The sequence below is a fragment of the Leptotrichia sp. oral taxon 223 genome (assembly GCF_013394795.1).
Taxonomy (GTDB): domain Bacteria; phylum Fusobacteriota; class Fusobacteriia; order Fusobacteriales; family Leptotrichiaceae; genus Leptotrichia.
This window is the reverse complement of record NZ_JABXYU010000001.1, coordinates 1,431,400-1,448,808: the sequence shown is the minus strand read 5'-3', so window position 1 is coordinate 1,448,808 and position 17,409 is coordinate 1,431,400. Positions and strand designations below refer to the sequence as shown.

15 protein-coding genes are annotated in these 17,409 nt (G+C 26.2%); all 15 read right to left on the bottom strand.

Annotation, left to right across the window (positions count from 1 at the left end):
- Window positions 1–268: 268 nt before the first annotated feature.
- Window positions 269–592, bottom strand: coding sequence for an AAA family ATPase (locus tag HW275_RS07095; protein ID WP_178935873.1), 324 nt, complete (start codon window positions 590–592; stop codon window positions 269–271).
- A 110-nt stretch (window positions 593–702) separates the two neighbouring features.
- On the bottom strand, window positions 703–2,481 hold the full coding sequence (locus HW275_RS07090) for a 1-deoxy-D-xylulose-5-phosphate synthase (protein ID WP_178935872.1): 1,779 nt from the start codon (window positions 2,479–2,481) through the stop codon (window positions 703–705).
- 28 nt (window positions 2,482–2,509) lie between these two features.
- Window positions 2,510–2,914: a GtrA family protein gene (locus tag HW275_RS12570; RefSeq protein ID WP_178935871.1), complete on the bottom strand. Its 405-nt coding sequence runs from the start codon at window positions 2,912–2,914 to the stop codon at window positions 2,510–2,512.
- Window positions 2,902–4,641 carry a thiamine pyrophosphate-binding protein gene (locus HW275_RS07080; RefSeq protein WP_178935870.1) on the bottom strand — a complete coding sequence of 580 codons (1,740 nt, stop codon included), beginning with the start codon at window positions 4,639–4,641 and terminating at the stop codon, window positions 2,902–2,904. Before HW275_RS07080 ends, HW275_RS12570 begins: the two co-directional genes overlap by 13 nt.
- A 1-nt stretch (window position 4,642) precedes the next feature.
- Entirely contained in the window at window positions 4,643–5,683 is a 1,041-nt protein-coding gene (locus tag HW275_RS07075) for a hypothetical protein (RefSeq protein WP_178935869.1), read from the bottom strand.
- Window positions 5,684–6,643: a glycosyltransferase family 2 protein gene (locus HW275_RS07070; RefSeq protein ID WP_178935868.1), complete on the bottom strand. Its 960-nt coding sequence runs from the start codon at window positions 6,641–6,643 to the stop codon at window positions 5,684–5,686.
- Window positions 6,644–6,674: 31 nt separating this feature from the next.
- Complete coding sequence (gene rfbG / locus HW275_RS07065) at window positions 6,675–7,745, bottom strand: CDP-glucose 4,6-dehydratase (protein ID WP_255460031.1); 1,071 nt, start codon at window positions 7,743–7,745, stop codon at window positions 6,675–6,677.
- Between the two features lie 14 nt (window positions 7,746–7,759).
- Window positions 7,760–8,536 (bottom strand): glucose-1-phosphate cytidylyltransferase, encoded by a 777-nt coding sequence (gene rfbF / locus HW275_RS07060; RefSeq protein ID WP_178935866.1) that lies wholly within the window; start codon window positions 8,534–8,536, stop codon window positions 7,760–7,762.
- 23 nt (window positions 8,537–8,559) lie between these two features.
- Window positions 8,560–10,725 (bottom strand): hypothetical protein, encoded by a 2,166-nt coding sequence (locus HW275_RS07055; protein ID WP_178935865.1) that lies wholly within the window; start codon window positions 10,723–10,725, stop codon window positions 8,560–8,562.
- A 22-nt stretch (window positions 10,726–10,747) separates the two neighbouring features.
- Window positions 10,748–11,917: a glycosyltransferase family 4 protein gene (locus HW275_RS07050; protein WP_178935864.1), complete on the bottom strand. Its 1,170-nt coding sequence runs from the start codon at window positions 11,915–11,917 to the stop codon at window positions 10,748–10,750.
- 1 nt (window position 11,918) lies between these two features.
- Entirely contained in the window at window positions 11,919–12,992 is a 1,074-nt protein-coding gene (locus HW275_RS12565) for a glycosyltransferase (protein WP_218975110.1), read from the bottom strand.
- A complete protein-coding gene (locus tag HW275_RS07040; protein ID WP_178935863.1) occupies window positions 12,979–14,172 on the bottom strand; it encodes a glycosyltransferase family 4 protein in 1,194 nt (397 codons plus the stop codon). The genes HW275_RS12565 and HW275_RS07040 overlap by 14 nt, the downstream gene beginning before the upstream one ends.
- A gap of 5 nt (window positions 14,173–14,177) precedes the next feature.
- On the bottom strand, window positions 14,178–15,332 hold the full coding sequence (locus HW275_RS07035) for a bifunctional 2-polyprenyl-6-hydroxyphenol methylase/3-demethylubiquinol 3-O-methyltransferase UbiG (RefSeq protein WP_178935862.1): 1,155 nt from the start codon (window positions 15,330–15,332) through the stop codon (window positions 14,178–14,180).
- A 19-nt stretch (window positions 15,333–15,351) separates the two neighbouring features.
- Window positions 15,352–16,635, bottom strand: a complete 1,284-nt coding sequence (locus tag HW275_RS07030; RefSeq protein ID WP_178935861.1) for an ABC transporter ATP-binding protein — start codon at window positions 16,633–16,635, stop codon at window positions 15,352–15,354.
- A complete protein-coding gene (locus HW275_RS07025) occupies window positions 16,635–17,408 on the bottom strand; it encodes an ABC transporter permease (RefSeq protein WP_178935860.1) in 774 nt (257 codons plus the stop codon). The genes HW275_RS07030 and HW275_RS07025 overlap by 1 nt, the downstream gene beginning before the upstream one ends.
- Between the last annotated feature and the right edge of the window lies 1 nt (window position 17,409).

Genomic DNA, 17,409 nt, shown 5'->3' with positions numbered 1-17,409 from the left:
TACTCAAGAACTTTATTTTTTCTCATTTCTAATTTTTGAACTTGATTCAACATTAAATTCAGATAGCTATTCATTCTGTATTTTCAGTGTACAATGTTTGCTTTTTTATATTCTGAGCTGCTAAAATTTCATTGATTATTTTATTGCATTCAGAATTTTTTCCCTTAAAAATTAATTGTGGTAATTCAGATTCTTGAGAATTATCGAATAAAATTAAACTTCTGTATTTTTTTCTATTATTATCTATTTCCTTTTCCTTAAATTCTTTCTACAATACGAATTTATCGAATACATCTCTTTCAAAAGAAACTGAAAATTGATATCTATATTTTTCTCCTTCCAGTTCAATCTGAATTGATAGTACATCCTCTCCTATTTTCATTACTTTTTTTATTTGCCTTATTAATTCTTTTTCTTCTAAAGGCTCTTTTTCTATTCTAAAATATCTTTGAAGTATTTGTAAAGATTCAACAATAGAAATTTTTCCAGTTCTATTAAGTCCGTATATTCCTGATAAATTATTACTTTTAAATTCTATTTTTAAATCACTTATATTTTTGAAATTCTTTAATTCTATAGACTTTAATTTCATATTTTATATTCCTATTTTTTATTTGCATTATACATTATTTTCAATACATATTCAATAAAAAATGTAAAAATGCGATAATATAATTTTTTATCGCATTTTTTTGAATTTTTCTATAAAAACTTAAGTATATCTTCTACGATTTGTTCTTTTGTAAGTCTATTATCTATAAAAAATTCATCATAAGGTACTTCGTTTGTAAATTCTTTTTTAGCTCCTACATTTAAAACTTTCATCTCAGAAGTTGAATAGAATGCAGATATTTTTTGTCCAAATCCACCTTCTTTTTGTCCACTTTCTAATGTTACAACAAGTTTATGATTTTCTTTTAAATCTTCTAACATTTTGTCATCAAGTCCTGTTATAAATCTTGGATTTATTAATGTTGCTTTTATTCCTGATTTTTCTTTCAAAAGCTCTTCTACTTCTTTTCCTAAATAGAAAAATTCTCCTAATGCTACTATTGCTACTTCACCACCATTTTCTTCTATTTTAAAAGTATTCAAATTTGAATAATCTTTATCTGGTTCTTTTTCAGAATGTCTTACTGTCCAACTTGGTACTTTAATTACTACTGGATTATCATTTTGTTCTATTCCCCAATCTAACATCGCTAAATACTCTTCTTTTGTAGTTGGAGCAAGATACACTACATTTGGAATATTAGAAATCATTGGTATATCAAAATATCCTAAATGTGTTATAGCATCCATTCCTTTTAATGAACCAGCAAAAACAAGTAGTACAGCAGGATTCTTATTAATTGCTAAATCATGCAAAATTTGATCATAAGTTCTCTGTAAAAATGTACTCATTACACAAAATACTGGTTTACCGCCATTTTTAGCTATTCCTGATGAAAATGTAGTAGCACATTCTTCTGCTATTCCTACATCAATATATTGTCTTTGTAAATTAAAACTTTTCAATTCTTCTCTTTGTAATTGCCCAAATCCTGCTGTTGAAGGTGTTCCAGCAGTGATAAAAAAAACCATCTTATCTTTTTTCATTTTTTCAACTAAATAATCATGAGTAATTGCTGCATAGTTTTCTGGTATAGGTGAAATTGACTTTGGTTTTCCTGTTTCTGGATTAAAATTCCCAAAAACATGCCAATTTTCAACATCTTTTTCTGCATAAGGAAGACCTTTTCCTTTTATAGTTTTTATATGTAAAACTATAGGGTGATCAATATCTTTAACACTTTCAAATAATTCTATAAGTTTTTTAATATCATGTCCTTCATCTAAATATTTATAATCCAATCCTAAAGATTTAAAATAGTTATTTTTAGCTTGTCCGTTATTTTCTCTAAGTTCTTTTAGATTTTTATAAAGCCCACCATGATTTTCTGCTATAGATTGATTATTATCATTTACTATTATAATTAAATTTGTACCCTGTTCTGCTACACTATTTAAACCTTCAAAGGCAAGTCCTCCACCTAAAGCTCCATCTCCAATAAGAGCAATTATATTTTCATTTTCTCCTTTTAAATCTCTTGCTCTAGCCATTCCAGCAGCAAGGCTTATGGAAGTTGAACTATGCCCTACTTTAAAAAAATCATGTTCACTTTCATCTTGATCAGTATATCCACCTATTGTTTTAAATTTTTCTTCATAAATAAAACCATCTTTTCTTCCCGTAAGTATTTTATGTGTATAGCACTGGTGAGATACATCAAATAAAATTTTATCAATAGGAGAATTAAAAACATAATGAAGAGCTATTGTTAATTCAACTACCCCCATATTAGAACCCACATGCCCTTTTTTAGAATAATTTGTCATTCTATTTAGTAATGCTTTTCTTATTTCTATTGCTAAAATTTCTAATTCTTCTTTTTTTAATTTTTTTAAATCCTTAGGATTATTTATTCGTTCTAATAACATTCTACCACTCTTTTCTTTTAAATTTATACTACTGTTTATTTTTGAATACCCAACATTTATTCATTAAATAATTTATAGGAGTTGTTATAAAAACATTTATAACTGGAGCTATTATATCAGAAATTCCTAACAGTTCAATCCATATATATAATAAAATAGCACTTAAAAGCCAAGTAGTTAAATAAGATAGATAAAATTTTATAATAGAAGAAAAACTTTTCGAAGAATTTTTAAATACCCATATTTTATTCCAAATATACCCATTTATAGTTCCTGTTATAAAACCTCCTATATTAGCAATTTGATAATTTACATGAAAATATACAAGGATATAGTAAGTCAATAAAGAAACAAATAAATTCCCAAATCCGACTATAGCAAATTTAAAAAAATTACTATACCTTTTTATATTTTTTTTGATTAATTCGAGCATTTTTTCCCCTTTTTATAATCTATATTTAAATTCAATTTTTCATAAATTTCTTTACTTAGTTTAGGCTCCATATCTTTACAACTATTTCCTATAGGTAAAGATATTTCCAGATCTATGTTTTCATCAACTATAAAATTAATAAATAATGGTTTTGTATAGTCACAATCTATTAATTTATTATCAATATCTTCTATTGATTCTACTTGAATATAGCTAAAATCATATACATTAGAAAGTTTTTCTAAATTAACTACACTATAACCTGTTTCTTCTGTTGTTAATAAAAATTCTGAATTATATCTTCTAATCTGTCTTGATTTAATCATTCCTGAAGAATTATTATTAATAACTACAATCCATATAGGTAATTTATTATTAGAAATAAACTGTAATTCTTGCGGATTCATTTGAAGTGCCTGATCACCTATAAAACAAACAATATTTTTTTTCAAAGAATAATATGCACCAATTGCTTTTCCAATTGAACATCCCATTGTTCCAAGCGATCTTGAAAACAATATCTTATTACTATTTTTAGAAAATTCATAAGCCCTTGATAACCAAAATTCATTATTTCCAACATCTCCAACAATAGCTCCTGTATCTCTAAGACTATCTAATAAATGCGCTATTTCGTTTACAGGCGTATTAGTATCACTATCCCAAAGAATTTCTTTTATTCTATTACAGGTATTTAACCATTCGGATATATTATTATTTTCTATATTTTTATTAAGAAGTTCTTTCAAAACATCTTTTACATTACATTGGAAGTTTTTACTATTTGGAATTTCTCGTATGAATTCATTTTCATCTATATCACATCTAATCAATTTACATTTATTAAAAATATCTAGAAAGCTTTTTGATTTTATAGGAAAAGATAATCTATTTCCAAGACTAATTAACAAGTCTGCTTCTGATAATATATAATTCGTATATCTAATGCCATGACTTCCTACATAACCAAAAGCCATCTTTGAACCTGACATAATATCTTGACACCCTCTACTATAGATAACTGGAATTTTATTTTTTTCAGAAAATTCAATAACTTCTTTTTCAATTCCTGCCTGCCTTATTCCATCACCTATAAGTAATAATGGTCTTTTTGATTCATTAAGATTTTTTTCAATTGATAAAACAGCATCTTCAAAAGTATTTTTGGAATCATTCACATTTTCTAAAACTTCTTTTTCTAATTCTGTTTCTAAAACTTCACTACTCCAAATTTTTGAAGATATATCAATTACAACTGGTCCTTTCCTTCCTGAATTAGCTAAATAGATAGATTTTTTCAATTCATCAATAAAAGAATCTGCATTATTTACTCTAACACAATACTTTGTAATAGATTCAAAAATAGGAATTATATTTATTTCCTGATCTTCAATAAATCTCATCTTATCACTCGTATCATCAAGTGAGTGTGCTGTTATAAACAACGAAGGAATAGAATCAGAATAAGCTTCTGCTATGGAACTTGTTAAATTTAAAATTCCAGGACCTTTTGTTCCAAACGCTACCCCCATCTTTTGAGTAGATTGTGCATATCCAAGAGCTGCAAAACCAGCATTTTGTTCATGATGTAAAAGGTGCGTTTTTATATTTTCTGTTCTTTTATTTAAAGCGTATACAAATTCAAGAACAACTCCGCCAGGTATACCAAAAACATCTGTAATTCCCATCTTTATTAGACTTCCAACTAAATAATCGGCAACTTTCATATTATTCGCCCTTCTTCAATAAATTCAAAAGTTTCTCTAAATTTTCCTGTGTATACCTGTGTCTTAAATTTTCTGGAATATTTTTTAATAAATAATTTATTTTTATATAAGATAAGCCATACCGTTCTCTTAAATTAATAGAATATTTGTACGCTACTTTATGAAGAGCCGGCAATAAAGTAGTTACGGTATAACCCCATAAAGGTTTTGGAGAAAATTTCTCAATTAATTCACAAATTTCCAATATCATTTCATAATTATAATTCTTATCATGATATCTATTTAAATAATCTGCAATAATCTCCGTTTGTAAATTTCCTGCTCCTTGCCCCATTCCTAATACGCAGGAATCTATTATAATATCTCTATTAGTTTCATAATTAATAAAAGCCTTTACATTTGAAAATGCTAAATTTAAATTATTATGACTATGAAATCCTATTTTTATTTTTGAATTTAAGCTACCGTCATATTTTTTTAAAAAATAAATTACATCTTGTTCAGTCATATATCCATAACTGTCTACAAAATATAAAACGTAGGCCTTCATCTCATTAGAGGCTTTGATAATTAAATCCAATTCTTCCTCAGTATATCTCATTGTAAGCATTGGCTGTACAAAAACTTTATAACCTTTTTTAGACAACGCTTTGCAGAAATCAAGAGATTTTTGTAATTCTGAATATCTAATAATAACTCTAATTCCTCTGCAATAATTTTCATTCCAATCTGGTATATTTTCAATAGGCGTATCTGGTCCTCTAAATAAGGCTACATACATCTGATTTTTAGAATGGTTTAATGGTATTTTTTGGGAAATATCTTCTATAGACTTATAAATGCAATATTTAGTCATGTCATTATTTGTTATTTCAATCGAACCTAATTCTATAATATCTAAATCAGTTTGGCTAAAAGATAAGATTACTTTATTAATTATATTTTTATCAAAAATCTCTGTTTTTATTCCTGTTTTATTAGCATCTTCTAAGCCTAGTCCACCATCTCTTAATGTACAATCAAGAATTTTTATCTTTTTCATCTAGTTCTCCTGTTCATCTTTTTTATTTTCGTCAAAATTTATTCTTTCTTCCTCGATTACCAGTGGTCTATTCATAATTCGCAAATTCATATTCATAATATATTCTCCAAGCAGTCCTATAAAAAACAATTGAAGTCCTCCTAAAAAAAATACACCTATCAATATAGGAGCTGTTCCTATAACAAATTTATTCCAGAACAAAATTTTTAAAACAAAGTATACTATAGAAATTAAAATACTGATTAAAGATACTGCAAATCCAAAAAAAGTTGCTATTCTAAGACCACTTTTGGTGTAGCTAGTAAAACTAAGCATCGCTAAGTCAAATAGAGTGAAAAAATTATTTGAACTTTTTCCACTCTTTCTAAGTTGGTGCTCATATTCTATTGATTTATGATCAGGAGCATACTCAGCTACTAATCCTCTTAAAAGAGGCATAGGTTCATTTAAATTTTTTAATATACTAATAAAGCTTTTATCGTATAATCCAAAACCAGTAAAATGTTCTATCATTTCTTCTTTACTCATTGCTTTAATTAGTTTGTAATATACCGTTCTCAAAAAATACATAAACTTATTTTCTTTAGTTCCTGTTCTTATTGTTGTAATAACTTTATGTCCTTTTTCCCATTCATGTACCATAACAGGTATCATTTCAATAGGATCTTGAAAATCAGCAGAACAAAATACTGTACAATCTCCTGAACTTTGAAATAATGCATAAAAAGGACTGTTGCTTTGTCCAAAATTCTTTATATTAAAAATAGCTTTTACACGTAAATCTTCTTTACACAATAAACGAAGTCTCTCTCTTGTGTTATCTTTTGATTTATTGTCTATAAATATTAATTCATATTCATATTTTGGGAGATCTTTGGCAAACATCTCCTTTAAAGCGTGACATATAGGTATCACATTATCTTCTTCATTATAACAGGGTATAACTATTGATATTTTCATATAAATAACCTCTATTTTCCTAATTTTTTATTTAACTTTCAATAAATTCCCTAATCTGTTTCACACATAACTCATAAACATCTTCAGTATTATATTTTTTATACCATTCAACTGTTTTCTCTATTGTTTTATCTATATTCCATCTAGATTTCCAGTTCAATCTGAATTTAGCTTTAGTAACATCTAAAGCAAGAAGCTGAGCTTCATGAATTTCATTTAGATTTGAAACATCTTTCAACGAACCTTTCCCATAATTTTCTATTATTTTTTTGCCTATTTCCCACACTGGAACAATCCCTTCAATATTTGGACCAAAATTCCATGCTTCTGAATATTTATTTGGTTCTTCATACATTTTTTGGCCTAATGACAGGTAACCATTCAATGGCTCTAAAACATGCTCCCATGGTCTTATAGCTTTTGGGTTTCTTATATTTATTGGTTCGCCTTTTTCAAGAGCTCTTATACAGTCAGGAATTACACGATCTAATGACCAGTCTCCACCACCAATAACATTTCCTGCCCTGACACTTGCAATAGACTTTCCATGCTTATCATAATCTTTTGGATTAAAGTAGGAACTTCTCCAGGAACCTATTGCTATTTCAGCTGCACCTTTTGAAGATGAATACGGATCATATCCACCTAAAGGATCTGTTTCTCTATACCCCCATATCTGTTCTTTATTTTCATAACATTTATCAGTTGTTATCATTATTCCTATTTTAACCTCTGGTGTTTCTCTAATACATTCCAATACATTTATAGTTCCCATAACATTTGTTTCGTATGTTTCAACAGGGTTGTCATAAGATAGCCTTACTAATGGTTGTGCAGCTAAATGAAATACAAATTCCGGCTTGTATTTATCGAAAACTTCTTTTAAATGTTTTTTATCTCTTATGTCTCCTCTAATGTCAACTATTTTATTTTCTAGACCCGAAAAAACAAAGTTATCTTTTTGAGTATACGGATCCAGTGCATACCCAATAACATTTGCCCCTAATTCCTTTAACCATATTGATAACCAAGAACCCTTAAAACCAGTATGTCCTGTTACTAAAACCATTTTTCCTTTATAGACTCCATTAAAATATTCCATATTTCCTCCTAAAATTATTCCCATACTTTCCATGGAGCTTCATTTTTGTCCCACATAGCATTTAATTCCTTGTTGTCTCTTAATATATCCATAGGTTTCCAAAATCCTGAATGTTTAAACGCATTCATATTACCGTCTTTGGCTAATTCTTCAAGAGGCCTTTTTTCAAAAACAGTTTGATCGCCGTCTTTTATATAATCAAATACTTCAGGTTGACAAACAAAATATCCTGCATTAATCCACATATTATCTCCTGCAGGTTTTTCAAGAAAACTTTTAACGTCATCTTTTTCATCTAAATCCAATGCTCCAAATCTTCCTTGTGGCTTATAAGCTGTCACAGTTAATAATTTACCAGTTTTTTCATGATATTCTACTAAATCTTTTATATTTACATCTGATACGCCATCACCGTAAGTCAATAAAAAAGGTTCATTTTCAACATATTTCTGAATTCTTTTTATACGTCCACCTGTCATTGTTTCTAAACCTGTATCCACAAGTGTTATTTTCCATGGTTCAGATTTTGTATTATGAACTTCAATATTATTATTTTTTATATCTATTGTGACATCGCTGGCATGCAAAAAATAATTGGCAAAATATTCTTTAATTACATACCCTTTATATCCACAACAAATGATAAATTCATTGAACCCATAATAGGAATATATTTTCATTATGTGCCATAATACAGGCCTACCTCCTATTTCCAACATAGGTTTAGGAATTGCATAAGTTTCTTCACTTAATCTAGTGCCGAATCCTCCCGCAAGTAAAACAACTTTCATTTTAAATAACCTCCTACTTCTTATTAGTCTATATTTTCTTTAATATTTTCAAATCTTAAGTACAGCTCTCTCGTATCAAGACCTGAATTTACACGTTTAGTATTAGTATAAAATTTTATTGTATTTTTCCCTTTTTTCATATTAAACGATAAATCTAATGTTTTTCCTTTATTATTGATTATATACTCTTCTTTTTTTCCATCAAATTCAATTATTAATTTTGAATTTTCAGGATACTCCGAAAAAACATCCACTTTTAAATTATAATTTACATCCGCAGATGTATTATTTTCTAATGTTATTATAGCTTTATTCTTCATCCATTTCCATTTTCTATTTTTTAACTGCTCATTTCCATAAAATCCCTCTGAGGCTATTAAAACTTTTAATACTTTGGTCTTTTCTTTTTCTAGCTGTTCTTTGGAATATTTATTTTTCAAGTTATTACTATAATTTGTTAAATTAAAAAAAACTAAATCTTTATTATTACTAATATATGCCTTTTCTTTTATGATACTACTTATTTCATTTTCTAACTTCATATATTCATCCTTAGTATAAGCCTTTCGATCAATATATATTCCATTAAATCCTGCTATTGAAATTTTTTCCAGCATTTCGTCAATGGATAAAGAAGTTATGTATCTATTCCATAAATCTGACTCACGTCCTCTATAACCTCCATAACTCCATTTTAAGTTTTCGGAAAATAAATATCCCTTAAACATTTCATAATCACCCAAGTTTTTAATATTTCCCATTTCAGGAAATTTATAATATGGAAGTTGAAAAACCATTCCATTTTTTCCTAATATTTTTTCTATTTGTAAAATAAAAATTTTATCACTATCAAATTTTTTTCTATATTTTTTCGTCGAATTAGAATAAGTTATTCCTGAACAGAATGGAATCTGCTCCCAAATCGAAAATAAAAATAATATTGACAATAATGGATACCAAAGTCTTTTATTTTTTCCTTTTATTAAATCATTTATTTTCATAGCTATTGCTAATATACAAAAATATGCAATAAATACAGATATTCTGTTATAAGCTCTTATTTGAGCTGATACAAGTATTGCAAAAATAGTACCAAATCCTGAGGCAACTGCCAATAATACTCCTGTTATATTCAATAATGCTAATAAATTTATTAGATTATTGTCTGTTTTTTCTTTTTTTAAAGTTATCCATAATAAATAAATGAATCCCATTATTGCTATTATTCCTAAGTATTCCATTCCTTCTGTGTCTTTAAAAAAATTAAAATAATTTATTATACCTTTTTGAATTTTTTCAAAATAACCTCCCTTTAAATAAAATATTTTCTGAGAAATAAATAATTTTGATATTCTAAAAGCATATAATTCTGTTTCATAAACATGTCTTTGAGGACTTTCTATGTTCGCTCCTACTTTTAATTTATATAATATTCCAGGAATATATGCTAAAAAACCTGTATTAAAAATCGTAATAAATATTAATCCGAATTTTTTAGAAATTTTAACTATATTATTTTTATTTATTTTTATCAAATAAATAACCATAAAAAAGAAACACGAAAAAAAAGCATAATATATACCTGATAAAGATAATAAAACTAGTAATATAATTGAAAATATGTTCTTTTTATTCTTAAAAAACCCTTTTTTTATCTCTAGTATATCACAATCTGTATATAACCAATAAAATAATAATGTTATAAGAGGAATCAAATAATACGTTGATAAAAATAAATGTGATGTTCCTCTTAAAAATCTATACTGTAAAAATGTAAAATACATCGAAGATAACATTGATATATAAAAATTTATTTTTAATTTTCTCATTGTGTAATGACTTGTTAACGCTGTAACTGGAAATAAAAATATATAGAAAGTATTAATTGCTTTTCCCCAGTTTTTAACAAACAATACTATTATTTTAAATATAAAAAAATTGAAACTATCAAAATAAAAAGCTGAAAAATCATATGTTGTACCTCCAAATGGAGCTCCTACTCTACTATTTTGAAACCACCATCCAGATTCCTTTATTGTCTCAACTAAATATGCTGTTGCTAGCCCATCTCCCTGATAAGACAATGGTATACTAAACTTCATATCCCAAATCTGTAAAATTATAAATGTAAGTAATAAAGTCACAATACTTACTACAATAAACTCTTTCCATATACCTTTTTTTATCATTTTAACTCCTTATATTATTTTTTTATATATCTTCAATAGCATTTTTTAATTTCTTCATTACAACATCCCATTTATAATTATTTCCAACATATTTTATTCCATTTTCTCCCATTTTTCTCATTATTTTAGAATGACTAATCATAAAATTCAGTGCTTCAATAAATTCATATTTGCTTTCAAAATATAATCCTGCATTACTTTGTATAGCATGCATTTTTAAAACTTCACATTTCCCATTTAATAAAACGGGAACTTTTAAATACATTGCTTCTAAAGTAGATAATGATAAACTTTCAAATTTTGAAGGTAACACCAATAATTTAGATTTTCTGATCAAATTAACTTTTTCTTCTTCAGATACAAAACCTAGAGCAATTATATCCTTATTTTTAGGTATTTTCATAACACCTTTACCTGCTAATATCAATTTTAAATTATTATTGTATATTTTTTTATATTCTAAAAAATCTTCAAACATTTCTTTACAACCTTTAGATTCATCAATTCTACCTATATAAACAATGTAATCATCTTTTATACCAAATACTTTTTCTAAATCTATATCTGCTGCATTTTCATCAATATCTACACCCAAACCGACTATATCACTTTTTATATAATCATTTTTAAATTTTTTATTTACAAAGTTTCTTTCTGCTGTAGTTGAATATAATATTGTGTTCGGCAAGTTAAAAGTATCGTTAAAAATACTGTAATATATCGGTGGTTCATCATGAGCTGTAGGAATTAATATACTCTTTTCTGGTGCAATTTGTAATCCAAAATAAGTTGTATAATACAAGTATGTAAGAAAAATAATAACGTCATAATTTTTTTTATAATCTTTAAGATATTTTATTAATTCTGATGAATGAGGACCTTGAGCTTTTTGCCATTCTATTCCTAAATCTTTATTCTCCTTATCATTATTTATTTTTTCAGATATTTTATTAAATTTATTTTGATTCCTTTCAAAATCAACTTTTTTTCTTATAACTTTTACACCATTTATATACTCTGTTCCCGCTTCATATTCATTTTTCCATGTAACATAATCTATTGCACAAGTAGTTAAAACTGATACATCATAATCCCCTATAAGCCTTTCAGCTAATTGTCTACAATGTAATTCTGCTCCACCATTAACTTCCAAACCATATCTTTGAACAACAAATAAAATTTTTTTTTTCATATTATCCACCTATTCGCTTGATAAATTCTAACAATTTTTTTTCTACTTTTTCCAACTGAAAATCCTCAAGTCTTTTATTTTGATTCTTTATAATTTCTTTTTTAATGTTTTCATCTGAAAGAATAAGATTCATCAATTCTGATATTAAAAAATAATCTTTTTTATTTACAATTATTCCACTATTTCCCAAAGTACCTTTTATTGCACTACTGTTATATGCTAAAATTGGAACTTCAAAAAACATGCTTTCTACCAATGGTACACAAAATCCTTCATGTTCACTCATACATAAAAATAAATCTGCCACTCTATAGAAAGCCAATATCTCTTCAAATTTTATATGTCCAGGAAACACAACATCACTTTCCAATCCCAATTCTTTAATTAATTTTTTCAATAAATCTGAATAGTTTTCAAATCCGCTGTCATTTCCAACTAAAATTAACCTTGAATCTTTATTTACATACTTTTTGTAGTAATAAAAAGATTTTATTATATCTTCTTGTGCCTTATTTGGAGTAATTCTTCCTACAAATAATATATTTTTTTTACTATCTGAATATTTTTTTATAACTTTTTTATCAGGTTCTTTCTTGTAGTCTTCAAAAGGAATTAATACAGGTAATGTCATTGTATTTTTATATCTTAATTCATCAAGTTCATTTTTATTATAATCTGAGACTGCCAAACTATAATTGAAATATTTGCTTGCATATTCTAAACCTTTTCTACCATATTCCACTAAATTATACAGATATTTATTATATTTCTCTAAATATTTTCCTGGGGTAATATTATGGTATCTCATTATCTTTTTACATTTGTATTTTTCCAGCCAAAAACTTAAATCTGTTCCAGTTGACTTATGATAAATTAAAATATCATTTTTATTTACTTTTTTTAATTTACTTATTTTAAAAACTTTATCTTTTAATTTTTTGTCTATATTTTCTGCATAAAGCTCTGTTTCATATCCATTTTTTTTTAAAATTTTATCAATATTTATTGCATCATTGCTAACTGCATCTCCATAGCTAATCGTTGGTAAAACTTGTATTATTTTAATTTTTCTCACCTACTAACTCTTTAAAGAAATCTATATATTTTTTTGTAACAATTTCTTTATCGAAATTTTTTAAAACATATTCTTTACCATTTTGTCCCATCTTATTTACTATATCTGGATTATTAATATAAAATTTTAAAATTTCTTCAAACTCAAAATAATTATTAAAATATAATCCACCATTTGATTCCATTGCAAAATTTTTTGTTACTTCACAATTATTATTTACAATCACTGGTCTTCCTGTCAGCCAAGATTCCATTATAACTATTGAAAAACTTTCATTTACTGATGGCTGAACAAGTGTTACTGCATTTGCATAGGCTTTATATTTATCTTCTATATTAATAAAGCCTAAATCATGAACACAACCTTTTATTTCTTTTGGAATTTCAAGTTGTCCACCTCCAATTAAAACCAAGTCTAAGTTGTCACTATTTTTTTCTTTAAATTTTTTAAAATATTCTATTAATAAGTCAATATTTTTACCCTTATCTTTTCTTCCTGCATATAAAACATACGGATTTTTTAAGTTGTACTTTTCTTTAAATCCACTAAAATCCTCTGAAATATTTATATCTAATCCGCCACCTATAACTTTCTTTTTAGTCCCTTTTAACCCAAATAATTTTTCTGCTAATTCTTTTTCAGGCTTAGCTAAAAAAATGCAGCCTAAAGATAATTTAAAAATTTCTTTTAAACTTTCCATATATGCATAGGCTTCATCATGTAAACAAGGAATTAACACAGATTTATTTTTCACTTTTTTCACACCCCAATATGTCGTTCCAAACATATATGGAATAAAACAAAATAATGAGTAACTATCTATATTTTTTTCAATATAATTCTCTAAATCTGTACTTCTAATCATTTCTTGAAAAAATATCTGTTCTTCTTCAAAATTTATTCTTTTTCCTTGCATAAGTAAAGCATTCACATTATCGAATTTCTTATTATCTCTTTTTCTAATTTTAAATCTTTTTATTTTTATTCCACTTTCTTCATAATTACCTTCTTTGTAATAATTTTTATTCCAATCCGAAGAAAACTTTTCTACACAAGTTGTAAGTATTTCTATTTCTATTCCTTTTTTAGTCAAATTTTTAACTATATTTCTCGTTTCAGTTTCAGCTCCACCTGGTATTTTATCTCCGTACCACGGAACTATAAATGCTATTTTTTTCATACCAATCACTTCCATGCAATTACCGCATAATCTTGATATCCAAATAATATTTCATGCATTCTTCTAATTTTTTCATTATATTTTTTTAATTCTTTTTGATCCATATCATTATCTTTAAGTACAGGAGCTTCTGTATCAACAGGAGAACTGTAAATAAATTCTACTTTTTTAAATCCATGTTCCTTTAACAGCATTTCAATTGTAAACGGATGAACATACTGTCTATGTGTCAAATCCAGTGTATATGCCATAGTTTGTGTCACCAATGCCATTGGATTTATTGTTTCAAGAATTAGAGGACTTCCTTCTTGAAGATTTTTATATGCTCCTTTTATTAATTTTACTATTTGTGATGGTTTCAAATGCTCTATAACTTGTGATGAAAATATTCCTCCTAAATTTAGATTATCATTGTCATATAAATAATTTACCCCATCTTTTAATTCAACTGATAACCCATCTTTTTTACATTTTTCAACCATTTGCGGATTAATATCCATACCAAAAACATATTGTTTTCCAGCATTTAGCAGAGTTTTCATAAACTCTCCTCTTCCACAACCTATATCCAGTATATTATCTTTTCCGACATATAACCTTACAAATTTTTCCTGTAATTTTTGTATACTTTCTTCAGAACCTCTATATTTATCTTCAAAAGCAAGATAATCCATATCAAAATTATTTTCTTTTTCTATTTTTTCTAATTTTTTTATTCTTTCATCTTTTTCATCTAATAATCTTTTTATTCCTTCATCCCTTTCGTTTAATAGCTTTATTATTTCTTCATTTTTCTTATCTAATTGCTTATTCAAATTATTTATAGCTCTAACAGCATATGAATTAAATGTTATTTGATCCTGTAGCATCGGAACTATATACCATCTTGTCAATTTTCTAATTACTTTTTTTAAAAATGAAAATAATTTATTCCTAGACAAAACTTCTCTTTCTAAATTAATATTCCAAACTTGGTTTAATATATCTAAATCATATCTAAAATTATCTTCTTCACTTATTTTAGGAGTGAAATCAAAATTATTTATTTTTTCTTCTTCCAAGTATCCTTTATCTTTTATATTTTGTCTTATTTTATTCATTATTTCTTCAACATTAATATTGTCTATATTTATTTCAAAGTCATTTTCTTTTATTTCCATACTTTTAATATATTCCTTTCTATAAGTGACTAAACTTATGATTTATTCTAAATATTCCAGTATCTTTTAAAATACTATATACGGTAAAAAAATTTGCTTTTCTTATATAGTCATATGGCTTTCCATATTCATCATGAAAAGCAATATCCAAATAATACTTACCCTCTAATAATTGAATACTTTCTATGTCTACTTCAACAATTCCTTCATCCTGAATTTTAATTTTCTCAAAATTATCAATAAACGTATTTGTACCATAACAATTCAGTCCATCATTCCTAAAAATTCCAAATCCGAAAACAGAATCTTTTAGTTTTTCATTATTCTTTTTATATTTAACTTTTATTTTTAATTTGTCTTCTGAATTATAAGTATCACTTACTTCATTTTTTTCATTCAATAACTTTATATTGATAATTTCAATATCTTTATTTCCAGTTCGATTTTTATCTTTTTTCTTTTTTTCTTCTTTTTCAATATTTTTTTCTTCGAATACCTCTTTCTTCTTTTCCTGATCATTTACTTTACTTTGATCTTTTATTTTAATTTTTTCATTCTTATCTTTATTCATAATGTCATCTAAATATTCTGCAACAATATCGTGCGGTATACCTTCATCTTTTATTTTGCCATTTTCAATCCATACAGCTCTATTGCACAATCTTTCTATAGAACCTAAATCATGTGACACTATTACAATTGTAATTCCTCTTTTTTTCAATTCCAGCATTTTATTAAAACATTTAGCCTGAAACCTAGCATCACCAACCGCCAAAATTTCATCAATCAATAAAATATCAGCATCAACATTTATCGCAACAGAAAAAGCTAATCTCATATACATTCCTGAAGAATATGTTCTAACTGGACTGTCTATAAACTCTTCTAACTCAGAAAATTCTATTATCTCATCTAGCCTGCCATCTATTTCCTTTTTAGTAAGCCCAAATATAGAAGCATTTGTATAAATATTTTCCCTTCCAGTCATATCGGGATGAAATCCTGCTCCTAGTTCCAAAAGACTTGAAATTTTCCCATTTATCTCTATTTTCCCCTTATCCGAGTATATTATCTTTGTCATTAATTTTAATAATGTACTTTTTCCACATCCATTATGTCCAACTAACCCTACAACTTCTCCTTTTTCTATTTCCAAAGTTACACCTTTTAAAACTTCATGTCTTGTATAGCTGTTTCTTTGTTTAAAAAAAAGTAACCTTTCTTTTAAGGTATGCCCTTTATCACTATATATTTTAAAACTTTTTTCTACATTTTTTACGCTTATTACAACATCTTTCGCCATTATAGTTCCTCCGCAAAGTTTTTCTGTAATTTTTCAAATACAAAATATCCAATGACAATCATAATTATTCCATAAATTAATATTCCACCAAATGAATTAAAACTTGGCATTCTTTTATAATATAAAATATTTCTATAAAAATTTATTATACCTGTCATTGGATTTAAATAAAACCAAAAACGATATTTTTCTGGTATCATTTCAATTTCATAAATTATCGGAGTTAAATAAAACCATATCATTACTATAATGTTTAGAATGTATTCCAAATCTCTAAAATATACATTTAAAGCTGAAAATATAAAAGTCATTCCTAATACTAAAATATATTGCATAATCATAGCGAGCGGTAAAAGTAATATATATTTACTAAATCCAATGCCACTGACTAATATTGTTAATAATACAACTATCATGCTGTAAAACATATTCATAAAAGCAGAATTTACTGTTGAAATAGGTAATATAATTCTTGGGAAATATATTTTTTTTATCAAATCTTTATTCATCAAAATACTTGTTGAACCAGCTTGAATGCAAGTAGCAAAAAATAGCCAAGGAATTAATCCTATGAATAAATAAATATAAAATTTATCTATATTTACTTTCATAATTGTAGAAAAGACTATCGTATAAACGACCAATTGTAAAAGAGGGTTCAGAAATGTCCACAAAAAACCCAATACTGAACCCTTGTATCTTACTTTTAAATCTTTTTTTACTAAATTTGAAAGCATTTCACGATAATCATATAATTCTTTTATAATTCTCATA

What these genes read in the sequence shown, in the direction of transcription:
- HW275_RS07095 (WP_178935873.1), bottom strand. Translation starts at nt 592, where the DNA reads ATGAAATTAAAGTCTATAGAATTAAAGAATTTCAAAAATATAAGTGAT.
- HW275_RS07090 (WP_178935872.1), bottom strand. Translation starts at nt 2,481, where the DNA reads ATGTTATTAGAACGAATAAATAATCCTAAGGATTTAAAAAAATTAAAA.
- HW275_RS12570 (WP_178935871.1), bottom strand. Translation starts at nt 2,914, where the DNA reads ATGCTCGAATTAATCAAAAAAAATATAAAAAGGTATAGTAATTTTTTT.
- HW275_RS07080 (WP_178935870.1), bottom strand. Translation starts at nt 4,641, where the DNA reads ATGAAAGTTGCCGATTATTTAGTTGGAAGTCTAATAAAGATGGGAATT.
- HW275_RS07075 (WP_178935869.1), bottom strand. Translation starts at nt 5,683, where the DNA reads ATGAAAAAGATAAAAATTCTTGATTGTACATTAAGAGATGGTGGACTA.
- HW275_RS07070 (WP_178935868.1), bottom strand. Translation starts at nt 6,643, where the DNA reads ATGAAAATATCAATAGTTATACCCTGTTATAATGAAGAAGATAATGTG.
- rfbG (WP_255460031.1), bottom strand. Translation starts at nt 7,745, where the DNA reads ATGGAATATTTTAATGGAGTCTATAAAGGAAAAATGGTTTTAGTAACA.
- rfbF (WP_178935866.1), bottom strand. Translation starts at nt 8,536, where the DNA reads ATGAAAGTTGTTTTACTTGCGGGAGGATTCGGCACTAGATTAAGTGAA.
- HW275_RS07055 (WP_178935865.1), bottom strand. Translation starts at nt 10,725, where the DNA reads ATGATAAAAAAAGGTATATGGAAAGAGTTTATTGTAGTAAGTATTGTG.
- HW275_RS07050 (WP_178935864.1), bottom strand. Translation starts at nt 11,917, where the DNA reads ATGAAAAAAAAAATTTTATTTGTTGTTCAAAGATATGGTTTGGAAGTT.
- HW275_RS07040 (WP_178935863.1), bottom strand. Translation starts at nt 14,172, where the DNA reads ATGAAAAAAATAGCATTTATAGTTCCGTGGTACGGAGATAAAATACCA.
- HW275_RS07035 (WP_178935862.1), bottom strand. Translation starts at nt 15,332, where the DNA reads ATGGAAATAAAAGAAAATGACTTTGAAATAAATATAGACAATATTAAT.
- HW275_RS07030 (WP_178935861.1), bottom strand. Translation starts at nt 16,635, where the DNA reads ATGGCGAAAGATGTTGTAATAAGCGTAAAAAATGTAGAAAAAAGTTTT.
- HW275_RS07025 (WP_178935860.1), bottom strand. Translation starts at nt 17,408, where the DNA reads ATGAGAATTATAAAAGAATTATATGATTATCGTGAAATGCTTTCAAAT.